22 protein-coding genes are annotated in these 22,444 nt (G+C 49.7%); 13 read left to right on the top strand and 9 right to left on the bottom strand.

Going from position 1 to position 22,444, the window contains the following annotated elements; translation table 11 throughout:
* Positions 1–6 precede the first annotated feature (6 nt).
* Positions 7–897, top strand: a complete 891-nt coding sequence (locus HP567_RS25985; protein WP_173610152.1) for a GNAT family N-acetyltransferase — start codon at positions 7–9, stop codon at positions 895–897.
* A 96-nt stretch (positions 898–993) separates the two neighbouring features.
* Here HP567_RS25985 and HP567_RS25980 read toward each other — a convergent pair whose 3' ends face one another.
* Positions 994–1,965, bottom strand: a complete 972-nt coding sequence (locus HP567_RS25980) for a DMT family transporter (RefSeq protein ID WP_173610153.1) — start codon at positions 1,963–1,965, stop codon at positions 994–996.
* Between the two features lie 139 nt (positions 1,966–2,104).
* On the opposite strand from HP567_RS25980, the gene HP567_RS25975 reads away from it, so the two are divergent.
* From HP567_RS25975 to HP567_RS25965, 3 genes are all read left to right on the top strand, one after another.
* Positions 2,105–2,965, top strand: a complete 861-nt coding sequence (locus tag HP567_RS25975; protein ID WP_173610154.1) for a LysR family transcriptional regulator — start codon at positions 2,105–2,107, stop codon at positions 2,963–2,965.
* 107 nt (positions 2,966–3,072) lie between these two features.
* Positions 3,073–3,852: a helix-turn-helix domain-containing protein gene (locus HP567_RS25970; RefSeq protein ID WP_173610155.1), complete on the top strand. Its 780-nt coding sequence runs from the start codon at positions 3,073–3,075 to the stop codon at positions 3,850–3,852.
* Positions 3,853–4,029: 177 nt separating this feature from the next.
* A complete protein-coding gene (locus HP567_RS25965; protein WP_173610156.1) occupies positions 4,030–5,223 on the top strand; it encodes an MFS transporter in 1,194 nt (397 codons plus the stop codon).
* On the opposite strand, the gene HP567_RS25960 is transcribed toward HP567_RS25965, so the two are convergent.
* Positions 5,192–6,148 (bottom strand): helix-turn-helix transcriptional regulator, encoded by a 957-nt coding sequence (locus HP567_RS25960; protein WP_173610157.1) that lies wholly within the window; start codon positions 6,146–6,148, stop codon positions 5,192–5,194. The two genes, HP567_RS25965 and HP567_RS25960, sit on opposite strands and share 32 nt — an antisense overlap.
* Before the next feature lie 118 nt (positions 6,149–6,266).
* Here HP567_RS25960 and HP567_RS25955 point away from each other — a divergent pair, with 118 nt between their 5' ends.
* Positions 6,267–7,142: an SDR family oxidoreductase gene (locus tag HP567_RS25955; protein ID WP_173610158.1), complete on the top strand. Its 876-nt coding sequence runs from the start codon at positions 6,267–6,269 to the stop codon at positions 7,140–7,142.
* A 51-nt stretch (positions 7,143–7,193) separates the two neighbouring features.
* Here HP567_RS25955 and HP567_RS29885 read toward each other — a convergent pair whose 3' ends face one another.
* From HP567_RS29885 to HP567_RS25935, 5 genes are all read right to left on the bottom strand, one after another.
* Positions 7,194–7,328 carry a hypothetical protein gene (locus HP567_RS29885; protein ID WP_255675942.1) on the bottom strand — a complete coding sequence of 45 codons (135 nt, stop codon included), beginning with the start codon at positions 7,326–7,328 and terminating at the stop codon, positions 7,194–7,196.
* Between the two features lie 271 nt (positions 7,329–7,599).
* On the bottom strand, positions 7,600–8,835 hold the full coding sequence (locus HP567_RS25950; RefSeq protein ID WP_173610159.1) for a benzoate/H(+) symporter BenE family transporter: 1,236 nt from the start codon (positions 8,833–8,835) through the stop codon (positions 7,600–7,602).
* A 35-nt stretch (positions 8,836–8,870) separates the two neighbouring features.
* Entirely contained in the window at positions 8,871–10,307 is a 1,437-nt protein-coding gene (locus HP567_RS25945) for a sigma-54-dependent transcriptional regulator (protein ID WP_173610160.1), read from the bottom strand.
* A complete protein-coding gene (locus HP567_RS25940) occupies positions 10,276–11,595 on the bottom strand; it encodes an ATP-binding protein (protein ID WP_173610161.1) in 1,320 nt (439 codons plus the stop codon). The genes HP567_RS25945 and HP567_RS25940 overlap by 32 nt, the downstream gene beginning before the upstream one ends.
* 10 nt (positions 11,596–11,605) lie before the next feature.
* Positions 11,606–12,754: an iron-containing alcohol dehydrogenase gene (locus tag HP567_RS25935; RefSeq protein ID WP_173610162.1), complete on the bottom strand. Its 1,149-nt coding sequence runs from the start codon at positions 12,752–12,754 to the stop codon at positions 11,606–11,608.
* A gap of 259 nt (positions 12,755–13,013) precedes the next feature.
* Here HP567_RS25935 and adhP point away from each other — a divergent pair, with 259 nt between their 5' ends.
* The 7 genes from adhP to HP567_RS25905 all read left to right on the top strand — a co-directional run bounded on the left by adhP (position 13,014) and on the right by HP567_RS25905 (position 19,641).
* Complete coding sequence (gene adhP / locus HP567_RS25930; protein ID WP_173610163.1) at positions 13,014–14,027, top strand: alcohol dehydrogenase AdhP; 1,014 nt, start codon at positions 13,014–13,016, stop codon at positions 14,025–14,027.
* Positions 14,028–14,609: 582 nt separating this feature from the next.
* The gene (locus tag HP567_RS25925; protein ID WP_173610164.1) at positions 14,610–15,893 is read left to right on the top strand and encodes a helix-turn-helix domain-containing protein; all 1,284 of its coding nucleotides are present in this window, start codon (positions 14,610–14,612) and stop codon (positions 15,891–15,893) included.
* Between the two features lie 3 nt (positions 15,894–15,896).
* Complete coding sequence (locus tag HP567_RS29880) at positions 15,897–16,019, top strand: hypothetical protein (protein ID WP_016742160.1); 123 nt, start codon at positions 15,897–15,899, stop codon at positions 16,017–16,019.
* 235 nt (positions 16,020–16,254) lie between these two features.
* On the top strand, positions 16,255–16,494 hold the full coding sequence (locus tag HP567_RS25920) for an HD domain-containing protein (RefSeq protein WP_173610165.1): 240 nt from the start codon (positions 16,255–16,257) through the stop codon (positions 16,492–16,494).
* Positions 16,495–16,610: 116 nt separating this feature from the next.
* Entirely contained in the window at positions 16,611–17,084 is a 474-nt protein-coding gene (locus HP567_RS25915) for a tripartite tricarboxylate transporter TctB family protein (RefSeq protein WP_173610166.1), read from the top strand.
* Positions 17,085–17,102: 18 nt separating this feature from the next.
* Complete coding sequence (locus HP567_RS25910) at positions 17,103–18,629, top strand: tripartite tricarboxylate transporter permease (protein ID WP_173610167.1); 1,527 nt, start codon at positions 17,103–17,105, stop codon at positions 18,627–18,629.
* Positions 18,619–19,641 (top strand): tripartite tricarboxylate transporter substrate binding protein, encoded by a 1,023-nt coding sequence (locus HP567_RS25905; protein WP_173610168.1) that lies wholly within the window; start codon positions 18,619–18,621, stop codon positions 19,639–19,641. The genes HP567_RS25910 and HP567_RS25905 overlap by 11 nt, the downstream gene beginning before the upstream one ends.
* A 57-nt stretch (positions 19,642–19,698) precedes the next feature.
* On the opposite strand, the gene HP567_RS25900 is transcribed toward HP567_RS25905, so the two are convergent.
* A complete protein-coding gene (locus tag HP567_RS25900) occupies positions 19,699–20,172 on the bottom strand; it encodes a GNAT family N-acetyltransferase (protein WP_173610169.1) in 474 nt (157 codons plus the stop codon).
* A gap of 95 nt (positions 20,173–20,267) precedes the next feature.
* A complete protein-coding gene (locus HP567_RS25895) occupies positions 20,268–21,356 on the bottom strand; it encodes a DUF418 domain-containing protein (RefSeq protein WP_173610170.1) in 1,089 nt (362 codons plus the stop codon).
* A 274-nt stretch (positions 21,357–21,630) separates the two neighbouring features.
* Between HP567_RS25895 and HP567_RS25890 the strand changes: the two genes are divergently transcribed.
* Entirely contained in the window at positions 21,631–22,401 is a 771-nt protein-coding gene (locus tag HP567_RS25890; protein WP_173610171.1) for a 3-hydroxyacyl-CoA dehydrogenase, read from the top strand.
* Positions 22,402–22,444 lie beyond the last annotated feature (43 nt).

Below are 22,444 nucleotides of genomic sequence, written 5' to 3'. Positions count from 1 at the left end.
CGAACATTGCAACTAGAGGAACTGACTGCTAGCACTGCACGGGCGTATAAATCGTTGGTGCACCCCAAGCACATGGAGTGGCTGGACCAGATCAACGGCTCATCTGTTTGGGGATTTGGGGCTTCTAACAACAATCAGCCTGCGGGCATCGTGTTGGGGCGATCCGCTGTAAACGAAGGACAGGCCAAGATCATCGAGCTTGTGGTAGCAGAGGGGCATCAACGGCGGGGAATAGGCATGAAGTTGCTGTGGCACGCTGAGCAAAAAATGAGAGAACAAGGCATCAGCGATGGACAGTTTGCAGGCTTCATCAAAGCGCAAGATTTTCCATGGCTCTCCAAAATTGCGATCAGGGAAGACTGGCAGTTGCCGAAGGTGAAAACCTATTTGTACACACTCGGCTCGATGCGGTTGGGTGAATGCCAGTGGGTGCAGAGGCTGGCTCTCCCCGAAGGTTTTACCCTTTTTCCCTGGAAAGACCTGAAGCCAGCAGAGCGACTGGAAATTGAGCAAGGGGGAGGCCAATGGTACCCGTCACTGTTGTCTCCGTTTTTTGAAGAAGGAAAATTCGATCCCGAATACAGTACAGGCTTGCGCTATCAAGGGAAAGTCATTGGCTGGGTGATCGTACAGCGAATGGCCGGTAATCTGCTTTTGTACAAAACGATGTTTGTCCAGGAGAAGTATCAGAAGCAGGCAAGAGGAATTACGCTTTTGATGAAAACCATTGAACAAGCGCAGCCGACGTTTCCCTTTGGCATGTGTTTTGTCGAGCATGACAACGAGCCTATGCTGCGGTTTATGGAAAGAAGGCTGGGTCCGACGATTTTGCAACGGAAGCTCTGGATTGAAACGACGAAGGTACTAGTCGGACAATATTCGGATCACTTCTGTTAAAATTGTATGCTTGTCACGCAAGGGGAGCGGCGACTATCGATATAAAAAAGGATAGAGATTCAGGGCTTCCTGAATTTCTATCCTTACTTTTTTAGACTACATGGACGGAACTTTTCTTCCACTTGGCTGTTGCTTGGCGATTGAACGGTATGGCAGTTGCTTTCTTTGGAAGTGGTTGTTCCCGATCAGGGCCAGGATCACGAGCAAGGTGCCGCACAATTCGTAACGGCTGATCTCATAACCTTGAAACGCCATCATAGCAAAGGTCGTGATCGGAACCAGGTTGATAAACAAAATGCCGTTGAGCGGAGTGAGCAGCTTGATGCCTGCATTCCAGCTTAAAAGAGCTACAAAGCCGGGTAAAAGAACCATGAATGCCATTTCGTATTTGATAGACATCACCGTTTCGACGGTAGGAACCGGAAGCCATTGAAAGAGTGAGGAAGTCGTGACAATCACGAAATTCACTCCTGTTCCCAAGAGACACGTCAACGTGGAGTAGCGAAGTGTAGACCACGTGTTAAAACGCCCGCCGCCGATCGAGTAGACAACCCAACCCACAACGCCGATGAAAATGAAGAACAACGGGATCAAATGCTCACTTGCTGTAGTAAAGAAGGTAAGATTGCCATTGGTAATTACAAGGACAGCGCCGACCAAAGCAACCAGAATCGTCGCCAAGGTATAGTACGGCGGCAGCTTTCTAGTGGTAATGGACAAAAGTACAATCGAGATCATCGGCATGAGCACTTCCATAATGGATGCGGCAATCGTGCCCGGCTCTCCCATCAAATCCTGCCCGAGAAATACTCCCATATTGTAGACGGTAAACGCCATTGTTCCAAAAAACAGCAGAGACTTCCCGCGGCCCTCAAAACGAAAAGCAGACAAGCCTTCTTTTGCCCAGAGCAAACCGCACAAAATGACTGTTACGAAAAAATAGCGAAGAAATGAGAAGTAAAATGGATCGATCTCTTGCAGTGCGATGTGCGCAACCGGAAACATCGCCCCCCATGACATACTGGCGACCATGCAGAAAATAGACCCCAAAAGTAGTTGCTTGTTCATTATGCGATTTCTCCCTTTTTTTGAACTTCCTCTTAGATGTTGACTTACCACATCATACTGGATGGAAATATGTTAGTATAATGATTGATAATAACTTTATGTATCATTTTCAGTGATAGATGAAAAGAGGGAGAGAAACGTGGAGATCAATGATTTGAAAATATTCCAGATGGTCGCCACATTGGGCAGCGTGAGCAAGACCGCAGCTGAGCTGAGCTACGTTCAGTCGAATGTGACAGCACGGATCAAGCTGCTCGAAAAAGAGCTGGGGACACCTTTGTTTTATCGCAACAAGCGAGGCATGACCTTAAATACAGAAGGGAAGCGCCTGCTCGAATATTCGCGGGAGATCATTGCCAAATTCGAAGAAATGCAAAAGTACTTCCATCGAGCTTCCGAGCCGTCTGGAGTGCTGGAGGTGGGGATGGTCGAGACAATCAATGCCCTTCCGAGGTTGCTATCCTCGTATTGCAGCCAGTATCCGCATGTGGATATTTCCTTGAAGGCAGGCGTAACAGAGCAATTGCTGCAGAAGGTATTGGATCTCGCGTTGGATGGAGCGTTCGTGAGTGGGCCGATCAACCATCCTTTGATCGAGCAGGAGCAAGTGTTTCAAGAGGAGCTGGTGTTAGTAACGAAAAACAGTTCCTTCACTGCCAGTGATATCACAGGAAAAGCTCTTTTGCTCTACAAAAAGGGGTGCGGGTATCGAGAACGGTTAGAGACCTGGATGAAGGTTGAGGGCTTGATTCCCAAAAAAGTGATGGAGTTCGGTACGTTTGAGACCATTATCGGGGGCGTAGCAGCGGGGATCGGCATCACCATTTTGCCGAAGTCGGCCGTACATCACTTGGTCAAGAGCGGAACGGTTCATATTCATCGCATCCCGGAGCCTTATCATGAGGTGACAACCGTTTTTATTCGTCGAAAAGATTCCTTTGTAACGAACACGATGCAAGCGTTTCTAAACGAAATCCGTTTGCAGAAAACGAAAGCGTAACTCCTGCAATTTACTTCTTCCATCGTTCAGAAAAATATGGTAAATTTTATTTCAGAACAAATGTTCTGTATTTTGCTGTGCAGAAGAGGGAGGGAGCAGTTCGATTGATGGACAGGTATACTGAAATTGACGAAGTGATCGCTTATATACATCGGCATTTAGACGAGCCGTTGCCACTTTCCCGGTTGGCGAATCATGTTGCGTATAGTCAGTATCATTTTGCGCGGATTTTTAAAGAAAGAATCGGTCTCCCACCTCTTTATTACGTATCGACCATGCGACTCCAACGGGCAAAAGATTTACTGCTGCGCACGAACATGAGTGTCCGCGACATTGGTCTGGAAATTGGCCAGCAGAGTCTAGGTACGTTCTCTACCCGTTTTACGGAGCGTGTCGGAGTTTCGCCTAGCGAATTTCGGGAAACGGCCCAGTTAGCGGAAGACCGCCTCCGTTCCTTGCAGCAGTTGACAGAGTGGACTCGGTTACATCCGGCCCCCGAGCGACCGATGACCATTGCAGGGACAATCGAGTCCACAGAGCCTTTTCAAGGCGTCATTTTGATTGGATTGTTTGCCAAGCCGATTCCGGAAGGTCTTCCTTTATACGGAACATTGCTGCCCTCGCTAGGCAATTTTTGTTTTACCAATGTCAGGCCAGGCACATATTACTTGATGGCGACGTCTGTTGCCTGGGGCATGCAGGCGATGGATTTTCTCTTGCCTTACGAGACCTTGCGCACACGTTCCAAGAAACCGATCATTGTCACACCAACTACGATCGTCCCTCATCAGCAAGTTACTCTTCATGTGCCTCATCCGGACGACCCTCCCATCTTGATCTCTCTTTCTTTGCTCATGAACAGATTCATTCAGCGGCTTCCTCAATAAGAACAAGAATCCTTTGGACTGCCTTTTCAGCGTGGTTTGGTTAGAATAGAGCTTCTTGGGAAAGCCTACTATCACAATAGTCGAACTTTTTTCCGCGAGCAGGATATTGGACGGAAAAGCGAAATGATAACTAGGCGTGAATACCATGCGCAAAAGAAAGGAAAGCAGGGAACGAGAATGTCAAAGCCTTACAAAAAAATTTTTTGGGCAGCCGGTTTTGGCTGGATGTTCGATGCCATGGATGTTGCACTTTTATCTTTTATTATGGTGGCATTACGACAAGAATGGGGTTTGACGGGGGAAGAGGCCGGGTTGCTCGGGACGGGCAATCTCGTCGGCATGGCGATTGGGGCGATTGCAGGTGGTTATTTGGCTGACCGGATTGGCCGCAAACCAGTGTTTTTGCTGACTTTGATCTTGTTTGGCTTGGCGAGCTTTGCGAGCGCTTTCGCAACTGGTTTTGCGACCATGCTGCTGTTCCGCTTCCTGATGGGACTCGGTTTGGGTGCCGAGCTGCCGGTAGCCTCGACGCTGGTAAACGAATTTGCGCCACCGGAGAAGCGAGGAAGTACGGTTGTGCTGCTGGAGAGCTTTTGGGCGGTCGGTTGGATCGCGGCAGCCGTCATATCGTATTTCATCATTCCGGACTACGGCTGGCGCGTGGCTGTCATGATCGGGGCGTTGCCCGTCGTGTACGCCTGGTTCGCGCGGAGGAGCATTCCTGAATCTCCGCAGTTTCAAAAGCAGGAGGAAAAGATTCCGGTTGGAAAGCTGTTAACGTCCCATCGCACAGAGACGATTACGCTGTGGGTCGTCTGGTTTGCGATTGCTTTCTCGTACTACGGCATGTTTTTATGGATGCCATCTGTTTTGGTTGACAAAGGCTTTACGATGATCAAAAGCTTCCAGTACGTATTGATCATGACGTTGGCCCAACTGCCAGGCTATTTCGCGGCAGCCTACTTCGTGGAAAAATGGGGACGGAAATGGACGCTGGCGACCTTCTTGTTCATGACCGGAGTGATGGCCTTCGCTTTTGGACAAAGCAGTGGCACCATGGAGCTGTTGGTGACAGGAGCCTTCTTGTCCTTCTTTAATCTGGGGGCTTGGGGTGCTTTGTACGCATACACGCCGGAAAATTATCCGACACCGCTGCGCGCTACGGGTTCTGGTATGGCATCCGGTGTCGGAAGAATCGGCAGTATTATCGCGCCGTATCTCGTCGGTTACTACTCGTCACATCATTACAGCTACACGTTCATTTTTAGTGTATTTACCGCGGTGCTGATCGTGGGAGCAATCGTACTGCTCATGTACGGACGAGAAACAAAAGTCCTTGCTAATTCTGGTCCTCGTACTGGCCAAGTATAGCATGCGCCTGCGCTATGACCTCATGTTTCAGCTCTTGTGGCTCCAGCACTTGAATGTGCGGGCCGAAGCTGAGCACTAGCGAGCATGCTGACGCAAGTGTGTGAAATTCAACCTCTGCTTCCATCCAGTCGTCTGTTGAGGCTTGGGTGGAAGCTATTTTTATATAACGCTCCTGTTTTACGGCAGGCAACGTCCCTTTTTTGACGAGTAACCGCGCAGGATAACGCGGGAGGCTGGACTTGAAGTCCAAGGTAGATTGTTCCCAATAGGAAGCGAGGTCGAACTCACTTGGGCGGATGAAGCCATCATCTAACAGATGTGCATCCAACAGTCGTGAAATCCGGTACGTCCGCATGTCCTCGTCCACTTGCGCGACCAAATACCAAATGCTGCGCTTGGCGACGAGTCCGAGCGGGCAGACAATTCGCTCTACGGCCACATCCTCGCGCATGTAACGAATGAACAGCTTGCGGGAAAGCCATACGGCATCTTGAACCACTGACAAGAAAGGAAACGTCTCCGTCGATTCGTGCCAGCCAGCCCCATCGATATGCAGGAGCTGGCGCACGTGGATGGCATCCTGCTGAACAGGTTTTGGCAGTGCGGACAGCAGCTTGAGAAATGCAGCTTCATAGTTTTCATGCAGCCCGAGATCATTCAACAAGGCAGCGGGGGACGCTACAAGCAGTGATTGCAGCTCATCTATTTTCATTCCGGTCAAATTACTGCGATACCCTTCTGCCAAAGCCCAGCCCCCATCTGCACCGCGAAGCGCATAGACGGGAACACCTGACGCACTCAAAGCTTCCATATCACGGTGAACAGTTCGCTCGGACACCTCCAGCCTTTCTGCTAATTGCTTGGATGTCATGCGACCGTGGTTTTGCAAGAGTAACAGGATCGTAAGGAGTCGATCTGCCCGCATAAAATTCCCTCCTAGAGTAAGAACAACATTACTTTGATTGTATCGTAACGAATATGACAGCGGTTGTCATATTTACTTCGTTATTCTTGATGCATGAATCGATGAGGAGGCATGACGAATGAAACCATTACAAGGCAAAGTTGCGGTGGTAGCAGGCGGCACAAGAGGAGCAGGACGGGGGATTGCGGTCAGTCTGGGAGAAGCAGGGGCGACGGTATATGTGACGGGACGCACGGTGCGTGGTCAACACTCTGATATGGCACGACAGGAGACGATTGAAGAGACAGCAGAACTCGTGACGGCAAGCGGCGGAAACGGGATCGCTGTTCGAGTCGACCATACGCAGGAAGATGAGGTAAAAACGTTCTTTGAGCGTGTAAAAGCGGAGCAAAATGGTCAACTCGATCTTTTGGTCAATGACATCTGGGGTGGAGATCCGTTGACTCACTGGGGGACGCCGTTTTGGGAGCAGCCATTGGCAGACGGCCTATTGATGCAAGAGCGCGCCATTCGTACCCATATGATCACCAGTCACTATGCGGTTCCACTCATGGTGGCGCAGAAAAAAGGGTTGATCGTCGAAATAACCGACGGAATCGACTATCGGTACCGCGGCAATCTGTACTACAGCTTGGCAAAAATCTCGACAATTCATTTAGCGGTGTCGATGGCAGAGGACCTGCGCCCACACGGGGTTACCGCGTTGGCTTTAACACCAGGCTTCCTGCGCTCAGAAGCGATGCTCGATCATTTTGGCGTGACAGAAGAGACGTGGAGAGAGGCAACGAAGCAAGATAAGCACTTCCTCATGTCGGAAACACCCGCGTATATCGGTCGAGCGGTGGTTGCGCTGGCATCGGACCCGGCTGTCGCAGAAAAAACAGGGAAAACGCTCAGTACATGGGGCTTGTCGGACGAGTACCCCTTCACGGATCGAGACGGCAGTCGCCCGCATTGGGGAAATTACGCCGAGGAACAAGGGTTTTACCGCTAGTTTCAGGGAACATACCAAACGGCTCCTCAGATTCATTCGAGGAGCCGTTTCTTAAATTGCATCCAGTACATCCTCTTCCGTAATAGAGGGAATCTTGTCTGACACAAACACGTTCTTATACGCGGTGTCGCTGTCCCCACCTGTCGCCTTAAATAACTGGTTGGGGGTATTTGGAAACCATCTCACGTGACCAACTTCTTCATCATAACCACCGTTGAGAAACAGAAGATACTCGCCTTCTGGAATTTCAGTCTACTTATGGTCCGCAATCAGAGCGATCTCTTTATCTTTATCAGGTTGAAACCTACGATGCGGTACAGCTTGATCGTATCTCCCGCCATTGAGGAGTGTGTAGACTCCTTCGTCGTGCAAGCAGAGCCGATCGTTAAAAGGAAAGCTGAAAGAGTGATGATACCCAACCATCTTCTCACGGGACTCTATCCTCACGTTCAGGCAGCTATGCCAACGGCTGCTTATTATTCTTTTTCCCCAACCAGCTTTTCACGTTGCCATTCAAAATCAGATGGGTGATCACCCCTGCAATCAAGCCCCAGAAGGCAGCGCCGATTCCGCCAATGGAGATGCCGGAAATCGTGACGAGAAACGTAACCAAGGCGCATTCCCGTTCCTTCGCTTCTGCCATCGCCTGTGCGAGGCTGGAACTGAGTGAGGCAAATAGCGCCAAGCCCGCAATGACGGCGATCAATTCTTTGGGCAAGGCAGCGAATACCGAAGCCATCGTAGCCCCAAACATCCCGAAGATTAAGTAAAAACCTCCGCAGGCAATCCCGGCAATGTAGCGCTTGGTATGATCCGGATGAGCTTCTTTTCCTGTGCAAATGGCCGCCGTAATCGCTGCCAGATTGATTCCCGGTGAACCAAAAGGAGCGAGCAACAGCGACGCGATGCCAGTAGTCGTTACGAGCGGTCCAGCAGGTGTATCGTACCCGTCTGCTTTTAAAACGCTAATTCCTGGGGCGTTCTGAGAGGCGAGCGCAACGATGCACAATGGAATTCCCAAGCCGATGATCGCATCGAGAGAAAACGTCGGCATCGTAAAGACAGGCTGGACAAGGGACATCTGAACATTGTCCATTTGCAAACGCCCCAAAAGAAAGGCGACACCCAAGCCGACCAAAAGTGTAAGCACGACAGCATACCGCGGAGACCAGCGTTTTGCGAATAAATAGCAAAAGATCATCGGCAGAGCCAAGGCAGGCAGGTGCTGCATGGAAACAAAGACTTCTACGCCAAAAGACAGGAGAATCCCCGCGAGCATGGCGGTCGTAATCGACTGCGGGACGTATTTCATCAAGACGGAAAACAAACCGGAAACGCCGACAAGCGTAATGACTACGGCTGAAAAAATATATGCGCCAATCGCGTCGGGGAAGGAGTATACGGTCAAACTGGTGACCAAAAGGACTGCCCCCGGCGTCGACCAAGCCGTGATGACCGGGGTGCGAAACCAGATGCTTAGCACAATGCACGTCAAGCCGCTCCCAATCGAGATGGCCCAAATCCAAGAAGCGAGGACAGCATCACTGAGTCCTGCACCCTTGGCTGCTTGAAAGACGATTAGCAATGGTCCCGCATAGGAAACCATCGTGGCGATGAGTCCAACAATAACGGCAGATAGAGAGAAGTCAGCAGGGATTTTTTTCAGGGTCGAGAAAGGTTTTTCGGGAACCACGACGTGAATGCCTCCTAGATGCGCCAATGCAGACGTTATGCTTTTTCGTTCAAAATGTAGCGAATCGTCCGTTTGGTGATGTTTAATTTTTTGCTCAAAAGCTGCCTGTTTCCATTCGTTTCGGTCAAGCCCTTTTCGATAATCGTTCGCCCGATCTCGCCTTCGAGCTGTTTAACCCGCTTGATCAAATAGTCGAAGTCGATCCCGTCTACAGAGGTGACAAGGCGACTGATCGTATCGACAAAGCGCTCGCATTCATGATCGATGACCTGCTCGATCCGTTTGGCGACAGTGGGTGGATGCGCTTGTACCGTACGGCTCCGCAAATTCGCTGGCAAATGCTCGGCACGCAGTCGTTCGCATTCGTGCAACGCGATGGTTTGATTCAGTACGTTGATCAGTTGGCGGACATTGCCGGGCCAATCGTAGCGCTGCAAGAGCTCAATGGCATCCTGGTCGATTTCACATGGCCCTCCACTGCGCTTTTGCAAGTAGTAGTGCGCGATTGTCGGGATATCCTGAATCCGTTCGCGAAGAGGTGGAATCGACAGCTTGATCCCTTCCAGACGATACAACAGGTCACTTCGGAAACGATTCATTTCGACTTCATGCTCCAAATCGCGATTGGTAGCAGAAATAAAGCGAATATTGCTCTGACCGATCTGCTCGCCACCGACGCGCATGAACTCTCCCGTCTCTAATGTCCGCAAGAGCTTTACTTGGATGGAAGGGGGAGCCTCCCCGATCTCGTCAAGAAACAGTGTTCCGTTATGAGCCTGCTCGAACAAGCCTTTGCGGGATTTGAGCGCTCCGGTAAAAGCGCCCTTTTCATAGCCGAACAGCTCACTTTCCAGCAAGGATTCCGGCACGGCCCCGCAGTTAAAAGCGACAAAAGGCTGTTGGGCGCGATTGCTTGCTCCGTGGAGAAAACGGGCCATCAGCTCCTTGCCTGTACCCGTTTCGCCTTCTATAAGCACGTGGATCGCCTTTTTTGCTAATTTTTTGGCAATTGCCGTCACATTGGCCATCGGACTGTCAGATGAATACACGATACCATATTGGGCGGCTTCTTGGGATAGGTGATCGCTGTGTTTGCTGGAAGAGGAGAGCACCGCGTCGATGACCTGCTCCAGACTGTTCAGATCGTCGAACGGCTTCTCCAAGTAATCGCGCGCGCCCCATTGCATCGCTGTCACAGCCGATTTAATCGTACTGAAGCCCGTCATAATCAAGACTTCGCAGGCGGGAAATACGGCCTTGATCTGTTTGAGTAGCGTCAAGCCGTCGGCATCTGGCAGCTTCAGATCCACGAGTGCAGCGTGAAATCCGGTAGAATCCGAATGAAGCAGCCGTTCCACGTCCTTGCCAGAATTGGCGACGACGATATCGCAGTCTTTTTTCTTGAGGAGATAGGTGAAAAAGGTAGTCACTTCTGTTTCATCATCGACGATCAAAATCCGTTTTTTCTCCATCGTTGTCCTCCTCGTCAGCTAACAGTGGCAAAAGCATCGTAAACTTGCTGTACTCTCCCTCTACGCTTTCGGCAAACAGCTTCCCGCCGTGTGCTTCTGCAATTCCAAGACTGACGGAAAGCCCGAGACCAGTCCCTTTTGTCCGTTCCTTCGTCGAGAAGAAGGGCTGAAAAATCTGCGAAAGCTGTTCTGCACAAATCCCTGTGCCGTTATCGTAAACGGATAAGCCAACGTAAGAGCTGTTGTTCTCTTGTGTGAGGAAGGAACGAATGGCGATGTGTGGAGATTCCCTGTCTGCCACAGCGTCCCGTGCATTTAACAGGAGATTGATCACAATTTGCTCGATCTGATGACGACTCCCATGAAACAGCAGGGGTGGCACAGACATTTCCCGGGTTATGGTCAATCCGGAAACAGACAGCTGGTAGCCAATCAGCCCCAGTACATCCTCTACGACCTCGTCAATAGAGGTAGTGGAAAACAAGTACTCTTCCTGCCGCGAGAAGGTGAGCAGGTTTTGAATGATCTTTTTGCAGCGCACCCCGCATTGATAGATGTCTTTCATCAAAGGAGCCTCTGGTGCATCTGCATCTGTCATCTCGCGCATGAGTAATTGAGAGTTTCCGAGGATGGCTGTGAGCGGACTGTTCAGCTCATGGGCAATGCCAGCAGCCATCTCGCCAATCGCCGCCATTTTTGCGGATTGAATCAGTTGGGCTTCGATTTTGATCTTTTCATTCACGTCTTGAAAAAGCAGGCTGTTTTCTACGGCGACACCGACATGGCTGGCGACGAGCTGGATTAATTCGGGTTCGTCCCGATCGACTGGCTGCTTTGTTTGGCGTAAGAGTGTCAGAAAACCAAAGGTCTGATTCAACTGGCTGCGCAGTGGAACAGAGGTGGCATGATGCTCCGGCAGCACTTCGGCAAGGGTAAGATGAACCTGCCCGGTGAGCACAGGGGCTTCCACTGCAACGGTCTGTGTCAGCGTATGGCATTGCCAATCCCCGTCATTCCACGTGGCGAGATAGGAGGAAAGCATGCCTCCCTTCACGATGGTCAGGGCAAAGTGCTCGAATATGAGAATTTGCGAGAGCTGTGCGGCGATATAACTCGTCGTTTGTTGCCAGGTGGCGTTGATCTGGATTTGTGTCAGCTGGTTAATGACGGCGAGCTGCTTGTTTTTCTTTTTCATCTCCTCGATCAGATAGACGAGCTCGCTGTAATAGCTTTTTCGCGAGGATTGAATCCCGGTCAATTTTTCTAAAATCTCTTGTTTGGTATGCATGACGGACCTCCTACAAGGCTTGGCGAAACAGCGTCGCGACATCGTGGACGGTCATGTCGCGGGGATTGGTCGTCATGCACACGTCCCGTACAGCGAGAGAACTGAGCAGGTCGATTTGCTCTGGATGTAGCCCGATGGCCGACAAGGATTGGGGCACCTCCAGATCGCTTACCAGCTCCTTGACGGCTTTTAATGTGAGTCGAGAGGCGGCATGTGTGCTCAAGCCCACCGTGTTTTCACCGAGACATTCTGCGATTTGCCTGTATTTTTCCGGGGCCGCGATGTAGTTGTACTCCAACACATGGGGGAGCAGGATGGCATTTACCTCGCCATGCGGAGCGTCGAGGAATCCCCCGAGCTGATGGGACATGGCATGCACAGCACCGAGTATGGCGTTGGAAAAAGCGATTCCGGCTTGAAGACTCGCCATGGCCATCGCTTGCTTGGCCTCTGTATTGTATTGACTGGCGACAGATGGGCGCAAATGCTGAGCGATGAGACGCATGGCTTGCAGCGAATGCACTTCGGTCAGCGGCGTTGCGGCAAGCGAAATATACGATTCAATAGCATGTGTCAGCACATCTATGCCTGTATTGGCAGTGAGCAGCTTGTCCTTGGTCATCAAGGTTTGCGGGTCGATGATAGCGATATCGGGTATGAGCGATTTGGAGATAATCGTCATTTTCACTTTGCGTGCACTATCCACAATAATGGAAAATTGCGAAACCTCCGAACCGGAGCCGGCTGTCGTCGGTACCATTACCATGGGAGGAAGAGGATGCTGGATATTATCGACGCCTTCATATTGGACGATGCTGCCCTCGTTGGTAGCCAACAGTGCAATTGCCTTGGCTGCATCGATGGCACTGCCTCCGCCAACACCGAGAATGGCATTGCACTCCTTGGCGCGATATTCAGCAATCCCGGCATGAATCTCGTAATCTTTCGGATTGGCTGTCACGTTTGTCCATAGATGGTAATCGAGCTTTTGCTGCTGCAAGTAAGAGATGATCCGCTCGACCCAGCCTGCGTTTGCGACACCAGGATCACTGACAAGAAAGACCCGAGAAGCTCCTAATCGGCGCAAGCTTTCCCCTACCTGTCCGAGAGAGTGATTCCCAAAAATAATTTCCGGTGTCATGAACTTGGATATTTGCATGCGTTCGCCTCCTTTTTCCACTACGTAGTAATACAGCAGGCAGGGGGGAATACCCTTTTTCGGCCAAAAGGTTGGCAGGTGGGCCGTTTTTTCGGCTCATGTGCCGCAATATCGGCTGCTTGAAAGAAAAGAATCCGCGTAATGACTTATTTTTGAAGCGCTTTCATTTTGGCATACTGCTTGCAAGTAGTAGGAGGCGGGAAGAACACCTGCCCTTTGCGCACATGCCTGAAGGGGAAAAAAGAGGAGGAAGGTCAAGATGAAAGCAGCAGTAGTCAACGAGTTCCATCAAAAGCTGGAAGTAAAGGAAGTCGCCATTCCAGAGGTCGGACACGGTGAGGTTCTGGTAAAAATCAAGACGTGTGGTGTCTGCCATACGGACCTGCATGCGGCACATGGGGATTGGCCTGTGAAGCCAAAGCTGCCTTTGATTCCTGGACATGAGGGCGTAGGTGTTGTCGAAAAGCTCGGGGAAGGCGTTACCTCGTTGAAAATTGGTGATCGGGTAGGCATTCCGTGGCTCTTCTCCGCTTGCGGCGAATGCGACTACTGCCTGACAGGGTGGGAGACACTGTGCTTGCAGCAGTTAAACGGGGGCTATTCCGCCGACGGTGCTTATGCCGAATATTGCGTAGCGCCTGCTGCTTACGTGGCACGCATTCCTGACGAGCTGGGCGATGTAGAAGCAGCGCCAATCCTGTGCGCTGGGGTAACCACGTACAAAGCATTGAAGGTAGCAAACGTGAAGCCGGGTGAATGGGTGGCGATCTACGGCATCGGCGGCTTGGGTCATGTGGCCCTCCAATATGCCAAGGCGATGGGGTACAATGTCGTAGCGGTCGATATTCACAACGAAAAACTGGACTTGGCCAAAGAACTAGGGGCAGATGTGACAGTAAACGGCAGTGAGGTTGATCCGGTACAAGCCATTCAAGAGCAGGTGGGCGGTGTCCACGGTGCGATCAGCGTGGCAGTTACCAAGAAGGCGTTTGAACAAGCCTACAAATCCGTTCGACGCGGCGGCTCTCTCGTCGTTGTTGGCTTACCGAATGCAGAGTTGCCGATTCCGATTTTTGACACGGTGTTGAATGGTGTGACGGTGAAAGGCTCCATCGTGGGGACACGCAAGGATATGCAAGAAGCACTTGATTTTGCAGCACGCGGCAAGGTTCGGGCGATCATCGAGACGCAGCCGCTTGATCAGATCAACGATGTATTAGAGCGTTTGGAAAAAGGTCAAATCAACGGTCGGGTTGTTTTGACGATGGAGTAATGGAAGGATAGATGAAGCTGTTGTCGGGTTATGCTTTTCGTAAGCATGGGCTGGGCGACAGCTTTCTTTTTATAAAAGAAGCTGCAGTGTGGGGAAGAAGCGAATTTCCAGTCTACGCTTCGGCCTACGCCCTGCTAGGGGGCTAAGACTGTCCGCTCCGAAATAAATGGCGGGAGCGCTTCAAACGTAGATATTTCGATGAGGTAATCCATAGGTGAAGCTGAAATTCCCCGCCATTTATTCCGGAGCTGGGGCGGGCTCCAGAGGCGCTTGGACTGGAAATTCACTTCTTCCTACGTAGCTTTTGTTTATTTTTGCAAGTGAACCTGGGAGTCTACTGATAGAACTATTAAAGCAATTACCCGTTCCCGCTTCTTCACTTTTAAATCCAATAGACACAAAAATCCTGATATGATTAAGCAATCCCTTGAATGCCAAGAAAAGCTGTCTGCATAATGGTAGTAACACTGAATCAGTAAAAAGTGTAATCTATTTAAAAAATGATTCAAATCGATTATATCAATCGTGGTTTATTGTGCTATCATATCCATAAAAAGGAATCATCAGGAGGGTGTATTTGCTGTGATTTCAGAGGGAAAGACCTTTGGGGGCATATTACGAGTATATCGAAATAGAGCAAACTTAACACTGACTGAGTTATCAGAAAGAACAGGTGTAGCTTCTGGAACCATTAGTAAGATAGAATCCGATGCCTTTACTTTACCAAACATGCAGCATGTTATGAAACTGGCAAAAGAATTAGATATTCCACTGTATACAGCGATCGTACCCTATTTACATAAAATTAAGCGCGAAGCGACACTTCGGACTCTATTAGAGGCAGTGATGCAAGAGAAGAATGTGGTACTTACCAACAAAGTCGCTTTGCAATTGTTAAATTGCCCCAAAAGCAATACATTTCTTTCTTTAGACTATCTGTATCAAACCGCTGGAACGGAAGCGAATGAAGAACTGCGCTTGGCTCTTTATGACGTGATCTGTGACTACTCGCGTGAGAATGGAATTCCTTTGTATCTGGCAAGATCGCTTTTCCAACGATACATGATTCGACGTGAAAATCTAAGTCAGCTAGATCAAACCTATGTAGAAGGCAAGGAGCTATTACACTATACATCCTATCTGCATATCAATGAGCGGATTTTGGCCTACTATAAATTTTCCTTCCATGCATTGCGTCTTGGATTCTATTCAGATTGTATTCATCTGTGTAAACAAGGACTTGAGATCGATCATAGTCAGAGTGAGCAAAAAGCAGCAGCGATCCTTGCGATCATCATTTCCTATTTTGAACTGGAAGACTATACATTGGGACATTTTTATCTGGAGAGATACGAAATGTTCGATTATCCCGAGGTGCATAAACATGCCAGACATATTCGGGGGAAACTATACGGAAAGACCGGGAAATTTGATAAAGCCATTCCGGTATTACAAGAGTGTCTGGCGCAACAAGCACAGGATGACAAAATTGTGATCGCGAATGATTTGCTGGAGATTTATATCCAGGTAGGAGAAGACGAGAAAATCCGTGAACTATTTTTGGCAGAAGCATCGATCTTGCCAGAAAATTTAACTACTCCGAATCAATACAATCAAATGGGACAGTATTTCCGAACGAAGGGCATCTTTTACATTCAAAAAAACGAAGCAGACTTAGGAATCGATAGTCTTGTGGAGAGCGTGAATTACTATCGCGCAATCAATGAGATAAAACAGGCGGATAAGAGTCTGAGTGTTCTTTTTGAATTCTATGTGTCACAGAAAAAAAATCTTCCTTTTGGTATACTCCATAAATTGGTAAACGTGTATAATGGAAGTAATCATAGATCCAAACAGGAGGTATAGGTCATGAAGAAATGGATATTGTCTTTGTGTATGTTAACCGCCTTCATTACAATGCCAGTTTTAGTAGAACAACCAGCCAAGCAGTCTAATCTGATTATACAATATGGCTGGCCGGAGCCTTGGTAATTATCTTTTTTCTCTGATAGTAGAAACATAAGCAACATACTGAACCATACAATCAATGCCCTCCAATTGGAGGGCATTTCTTATACGTACAAAATGAAATCCAAAGCTGTACAGAAGCCCTGTGACAGGGCTTCCGCTTGCCACAACAGTCGGAAGACAACATTTTTACTTGAGTAATTCGTTATAATTAATTATAACTAGTTATATATAGTTATAATTGGTGTGGAGGTAGCGGATGCAGATGGGAACGACGACGATGGTCAATTCGCAAAAATTATGGATGGTAGTTAAGCGGATGGAGCCTCATTTGATCCGCAATCAAGCCAATATGGAGAAGCTTTTGAAAATGCTCATGATCCACGATGTTTCGAACGACGATAACAAAGAGCTCTGGAGCGAGTTCGAAAGCAATGAGACGTATGAAGCGAAAGTCGCCCATGCCATAATTCGTCTAAGCAGCCAAATCGAAATCTAACGTCTACCATATGCTGTGTCCCGTGCGGACTGGCTATGGTAGTTTTTTTATGCTTTCGCACACAATGGGCGCATGTGCCATAGGCTGGTGGTAGCTTTTTTGCTGAGGTGATACACATGAGACGCCCGGATAATCAGCCAGATTTTATCGGTGCCCTCCTAAGTATGTTTCTTGGAGTCGTCCTATCATTCGAGGCCTATCGTCTGGAGGCATTTTCGACGTCCTTGTACGTAGGGGATCACACGCTGCCTGCGATTCTCGGCTTATTGTTTTTCTTGCTAGGAGGTGTGTTGCTGGTCCAATCATTCCGTGTGACGGAGGAAGCCTCTTCGCCAAACCCCGGACCGCTTTTTCCTGGAAAAAGGCTGCGCCTGTTGCTTTGCTTTTTATTCCTGTTGCTGTATGTCTGGCTGCTCGGCGCGATCGGCTACACAATGGCGACGCTCTTTGTCTCCTTTGCCTTTTTTATACTGATCGGCAGCTATCGGTGGCGTACGTCCATCGTGTACTCCGTCCTTTTGACAGGGGGACTGTATGTGGTGTTCATCTACTCGCTGCATATCACACTGCCTGGAGGCGATTGGTTTTAGAGCAAGCATGATAAGGAGGTGCTGATCATCGAGACGTTCCAATTACTACTGGCTGGTTTTGCTTCAGCCCTCACGCCGGAGCATCTGCTCATGGCAGCACTCGGCGCTCTTATTGGCACCTTTGTAGGCGTATTGCCCGGTCTCGGTCCCACTTCTGCCATCGCGATTCTGCTTCCGGTGACAGCCGTACTGGAGCCGACACAAGGGATGATCATGCTGGCAGGGATTTATTACGGTGCCATGTACGGTGGTTCGACGACAGCGATTCTGCTCAATATCCCGGGGGAGTTATCGTCAGTCCCGACGTGTCTGGACGGCTATCCGCTCGCGAAAAAAGGGAGAGGTGGACCGGCATTGGGGATATCTGCACTGGCTTCGTTTGGTGCAGGGGTACTGGGGGTAATCGGTCTCGTCTTTTTCGCTCCGATTCTGGCAGATCAAGCATTAAAATTCGGACCGCCTGAATATTTTGCGCTGATGATATTGGCTCTCACGCTGATGGTCAGTCTATCAGGAGGATCATTGGTCAAATCGTTTTTGATGGGGGCACTCGGCTATACGCTCGCTTTAGTTGGGCTGGGACCATCCTCAGGAATGCCGCGCTTTGATTACGGCGTCCCCGCATTGGTAGGCGGTTTTGACATGATTAGCATCATTATCGGGTTGTTTGCGATTACAGAAGTCCTCAAAGGAATTGATGAAAAACGCGCAGCTACTCTGATTGGCAAGCCAGGCAGTGTCTACCCGAAAAAGGAAGACCTGAGGGTAAGTGCCGGGCCTATGCTGAGGGGCGGAATTGTCGGTTTTTTTCTTGGATTGCTGCCGGGCTGTTCTGCTGCGATCACGTCGTTTTTGGCGTACGATATGGAAAAAAAGCTATCGAAGCATCCCGAGAAGTTCGGTCAGGGAACGATCGAAGGGGTAGCGGCACCAGAAGCAGCGAATAATGCGACCAGCAGTGCTGGCTTCATTCCTCTGTTTTCGCTCGGAATTCCATCCTCACCGCCACTGGCGATTTTGTTGGCAGGCTTGATGATCTACGGATTGACGCCAGGCCCTGTTTTGTTTGAACAAAATGCGAGCTTTGTCTGGACGGTCATCGCCTCGATGTTCGTGGGGAATGCGATGCTTCTCGTGCTGAACCTCCCGATGGTATGGGTGTGGGTCAAATTGACGAGGGTACCATATGGCATCATGGCTCCAATCATCCTGATGTTCTGCACGATTGGGGCATACAGTGTGCGGAACAGCATGTTTGATGTGTGGGTAGCGTTTCTGTTTGGCGGACTTGGGTATGTTTTTTCCAAGTATAAATGGCCAGTTGTTCCGCTGGTTTTATGCTTCATTCTGGGACCTCTTCTGGAAGAATCCTTCATTCAAACGATGGCGATGGGCGCGGGTGATCTCAGTATTGTTTTGTTTCGGCCCCTATCGTTGACCATCTTACTGGTAGCTGGAGCACTCTTGATCATCTCCATGATGCTGAACCGCCGGACACAGCAACGGCTAAAAGAAGAGCGAGACCGGGGAGTAGATGTCGCGTAGGGAGGAAGAGTCATTGAAAGGATATAAACAATGGGCGGCTGTCATGATGTCGTTGCTTTTGGCGGCAACCGTTAGCGCATGTGGAAATCAAGGTACAGCCGAGTCGGCCTATCCATCGAAGCAGGTGGAGTATATCGTGCCGTATTCTGCCGGGGGCGGAGTCGATCTCGTGGCCAGAGCGGCAGCAGATTATTTGAGCAAGGAATGGGGGCAGCCCATCGTCGTCGTCAACAAGGCGGGAGGTGGTGGGGCGGTAGGAGCGGAGTATGCTTTAAAGCAAGCCAAAAACGATGGCTACACAGCTCTTGCTGTCAATGTATCCAATACGACGATGCTCGCTGCCGGGATGAAAACACCGCCGATTACAAACGAAGATCAAGTCTATACAGCCAGGATTGGCAAAGGGACGCTTGCTTTTGCTGTGAAAGCCGACGCGCCTTGGAAAGATTTCGCTGAATTTTCCGCGTGGGTGCGTGCGAATCCGGAGCAGTTAACATGGACTTCTGTAGGGCCAGCAGGTTTTTCCGCTTTTGGGGTAGCCGAATGGCTGGATGTGATCGGGGCTGACTTCGCCAAGACGAGAATGATCGTGACGAAAGGAGCCTCTGATTCCGTCCCGAAAGTCGCTGGAGGGCACGCGATTTTGGCGGTACATACAGTAGGAGAGATCATGCCGATGCTGCAAGCGGGCAAGGTCAAAATCCTCGCCGTATCCGGTGATACGCGAAGTCCGTTCCTTCCTGATGTCCCGACTGCGGAAGAGCAAGGCATACAAGGCTTGTCGGTTTTCTGGTGGACCGGAGTGTCTTTTGCTAAAGGAACGCCAGAGTCGGTTATCCGCAAATGGGAAGAAGCGATTGCCAAGATGGATAAGGACCCGGCCTTTTTGCAAAAGCTGAGTGAAATCCAAGTGGAGCCGGCATATGCGGCAAGTGAAGCATTTACAAAGGAAACACAGGCAGAAACGACGTACTACTTGGAATTGGCGACCAAGAAGGGCATTCGAAAATAAGGGCGACAAAAGAAAAAGGGGAGAATGGCCAGTAGCTGTTCTCCCTTTTCCATCTATCTATTTAGGTATCCGTTTTTCGTACCTGAATTTATAAAACCCATTCACTGTGTTCGGCTCAGTCTCGCCGACTTTTTTGTAACCGCATTTCTCGTAAAAGTGTTGGTTGCGTACCGCTTCATAGCCAGTATCGAGCGTCCACTTCTTGATATGTGGATATGCGGCCTCCATGAACTGCATGGTTTGGGTGCCGATACGCAAATTTTGTTTATCAGGATCGACATAGATGATCCCCAGCTCCAAATGCTCATGATCGACTGGAATGAGGCAAAAACCGCCGACGATCTGGTCATCCAGCAAGATCGTATAGTAATGGGCCTTTTGCATGAACAAAATATGCTGGTCAGGCTGGTCATGTCCGGCAGGGCCCTCTCCGTACTTTTGGACGTCATCTGCGAAGCAGCGAATAGCAATTTGGGTGAGTTGCTCTGCGTTCGCGGGGACAGCCTTTTTGAAAAAAACCATAGGACTCATGAGATCATCTCCAGTTCGTCTGACTACTTCGAATTTGGTGTATGAATGATTAGAAAAATTCTCCTATATAGCAGACGGATGAACCCACAGAATGGTTACCCACTTATTTTTCTCATGAAGCACTCCAACGGTCCCCGCTCGAACCAACGTCTCCATAAAAGCGAGAGCACAATGGAAAAGAGGAAGAATCCTACGGCGTAGAGCATCGCAAAAGCGAGCGATTGATTTTCGAGTCTGCCAATCAAGGCAAGGAAACTGAGTCCGACAATGATATGACTGACGTAGTGTGTCAGTGTTAGCTGACCTGTTTTTACGCATGTCTGTGTAAACCAGCTGTTTGCGAATTTTTCCGCAAAGCTGACGCACAACAGGATGATGATAACAGCGGTGCTTGAGCTGGACAGCACATAAAACAGGTTTGGTGGAACTGGTTTTGTTCCCCATAAAAATAGGGCGCTCTCGCTTCCGACAACCGGAATAAAGAGCTTGATCAACCCATACGATAAAACTTCCAAGCTGACGAACAGGGCAGTTGCCCAGCCCAACATTTTTTTGCGTACAGATCGATCAAGCAGGTTTCGTCGACCAAGCCACAGGCCGAGAAGGAAAAAGCACATCCATGGAAAAACCGGGTGATAGCCATTGTACATCAGGTTGCGCAGGAATCCCTCGACTGTCCAAAAATCAAGGTACTGGATAAATGGTTGCCGCGGGTCCCACCCTTGCAAATAGTTAAGCGACAATTGTAGCGTTTGAGCTGTGAGCAGGATGCCGCTACAGGCGACAAGAAGTGTTTTCCCCGATACGACGAGGAGGAAGGAGGCGATAAGCATATAGACACCGTAGTAATGCAGGATGTCGCCGCTCCAACCACCGAGATAAAGCAACATCCCGGTTACAAATAAAAACAAGGAGCGCTTCCAAAGGACGTGGCGGTTAGCCTGCAAGAGGGCCGGGTCGCCTGAGGTCCTCGCTTTTTTTGTCATAAACGCAATGCCAATTCCCGCTAAAACAACGAATACAGTAGATGCTCTGCCTTGAAACAAACTGGATAAAGCGATAAGCCAGTCGGGTCCGTTATGCTCTGCGTTCAAGATGACGACGTAGTTGACGATCATCATCCCCAGCATGGCCCACGCCCTCGCAAAATCAAGACCAATGACTCTGGTAGAAGACACTTTCATCCGGGTTCTTTCCTCTCCACTTTTATTTACTTACCGGTAAGTAAAATATAGTGGGATGGATTGGAAATAGCAAGCCCTAAAATGTTGGAGATGGATAAGCCCAACTGTCCTTTGCCCGGACACAGATGTCTCATAGCTGTCTGGATTTGAGAACGTGCAGACCTGATTGTCACTCGCAAAAACCACGTACGATAAGGGGGAACTCGGTTGGTATCCAACTTGCAGAGCTTTTTTCTGAATGCGGATGCAAGTGCAAAGGAAGGGAGAGAATGGCTTGGATATGCGGGAAGTGGTTGCCATTGTAACGGGTGGTGCTTCCGGTTTGGGAGAAGCCGCTGTGAGGAATGTAGTTCAACACGGGGGAAAAGTAGCCATTCTTGATTTGACGGTAGAGAAGGGGCAAGCACTGGTGAATGAGCTGGGGCGCGAAAATGCTTTGTTCGTGCATACGGATGTCATGAGTGAAGTGAGTGTTAGGGAGGCAATCGATCAGGCTGCTGGCACATTCGGAACGATTCACACTGTGGTCAACTGTGCGGGCATCAGTTTGGCACAAAAAACGCTGTCGCGAAGCGGGCCACATCCACTGGAATCTTTCAGCAAAGTTATTTCAGTCAATTTGATCGGTACTTTTAATGTTATTCGGTTGGCGGTGGAACAAATGGCAGGAAACGAGCCGAACCAACAGGGGGAGCGGGGTGTCATCATCAATACCGCATCGGTGGCGGCTTTTGAAGGGCAGGTGGGGCAGGTTGCCTATAGCGCCTCCAAAGGCGGAATTGTAAGCATGACCCTGCCGCTAGCAAGAGATCTGGCTTGGTATGGCATACGCGTGATGGCGATTGCTCCGGGTCTATTTGACACGCCAATGTTCGATCAGCTCCCGCGCTCTGAAAAAGCTGCATTGGGTGCAACTGTCCCTTTTCCCGCTCGCATGGGTGACCCGCAAGAATATGCGATGCTCGTGAACAGCATTATCACCAATCCGATGTTGAATGGAGAAACGATCCGGCTGGATGGGGCAATCAGGATGGCACCGAAATAGAGAAGACGTGTTGACAGGAAGATAGTTAGGTGCCATACTATGT

Source organism: Brevibacillus sp. M2.1A, from assembly GCF_013284355.2.
Classification (GTDB): domain Bacteria; phylum Bacillota; class Bacilli; order Brevibacillales; family Brevibacillaceae; genus Brevibacillus.
This window is presented reverse-complemented; position numbering and strand designations above follow the sequence as displayed.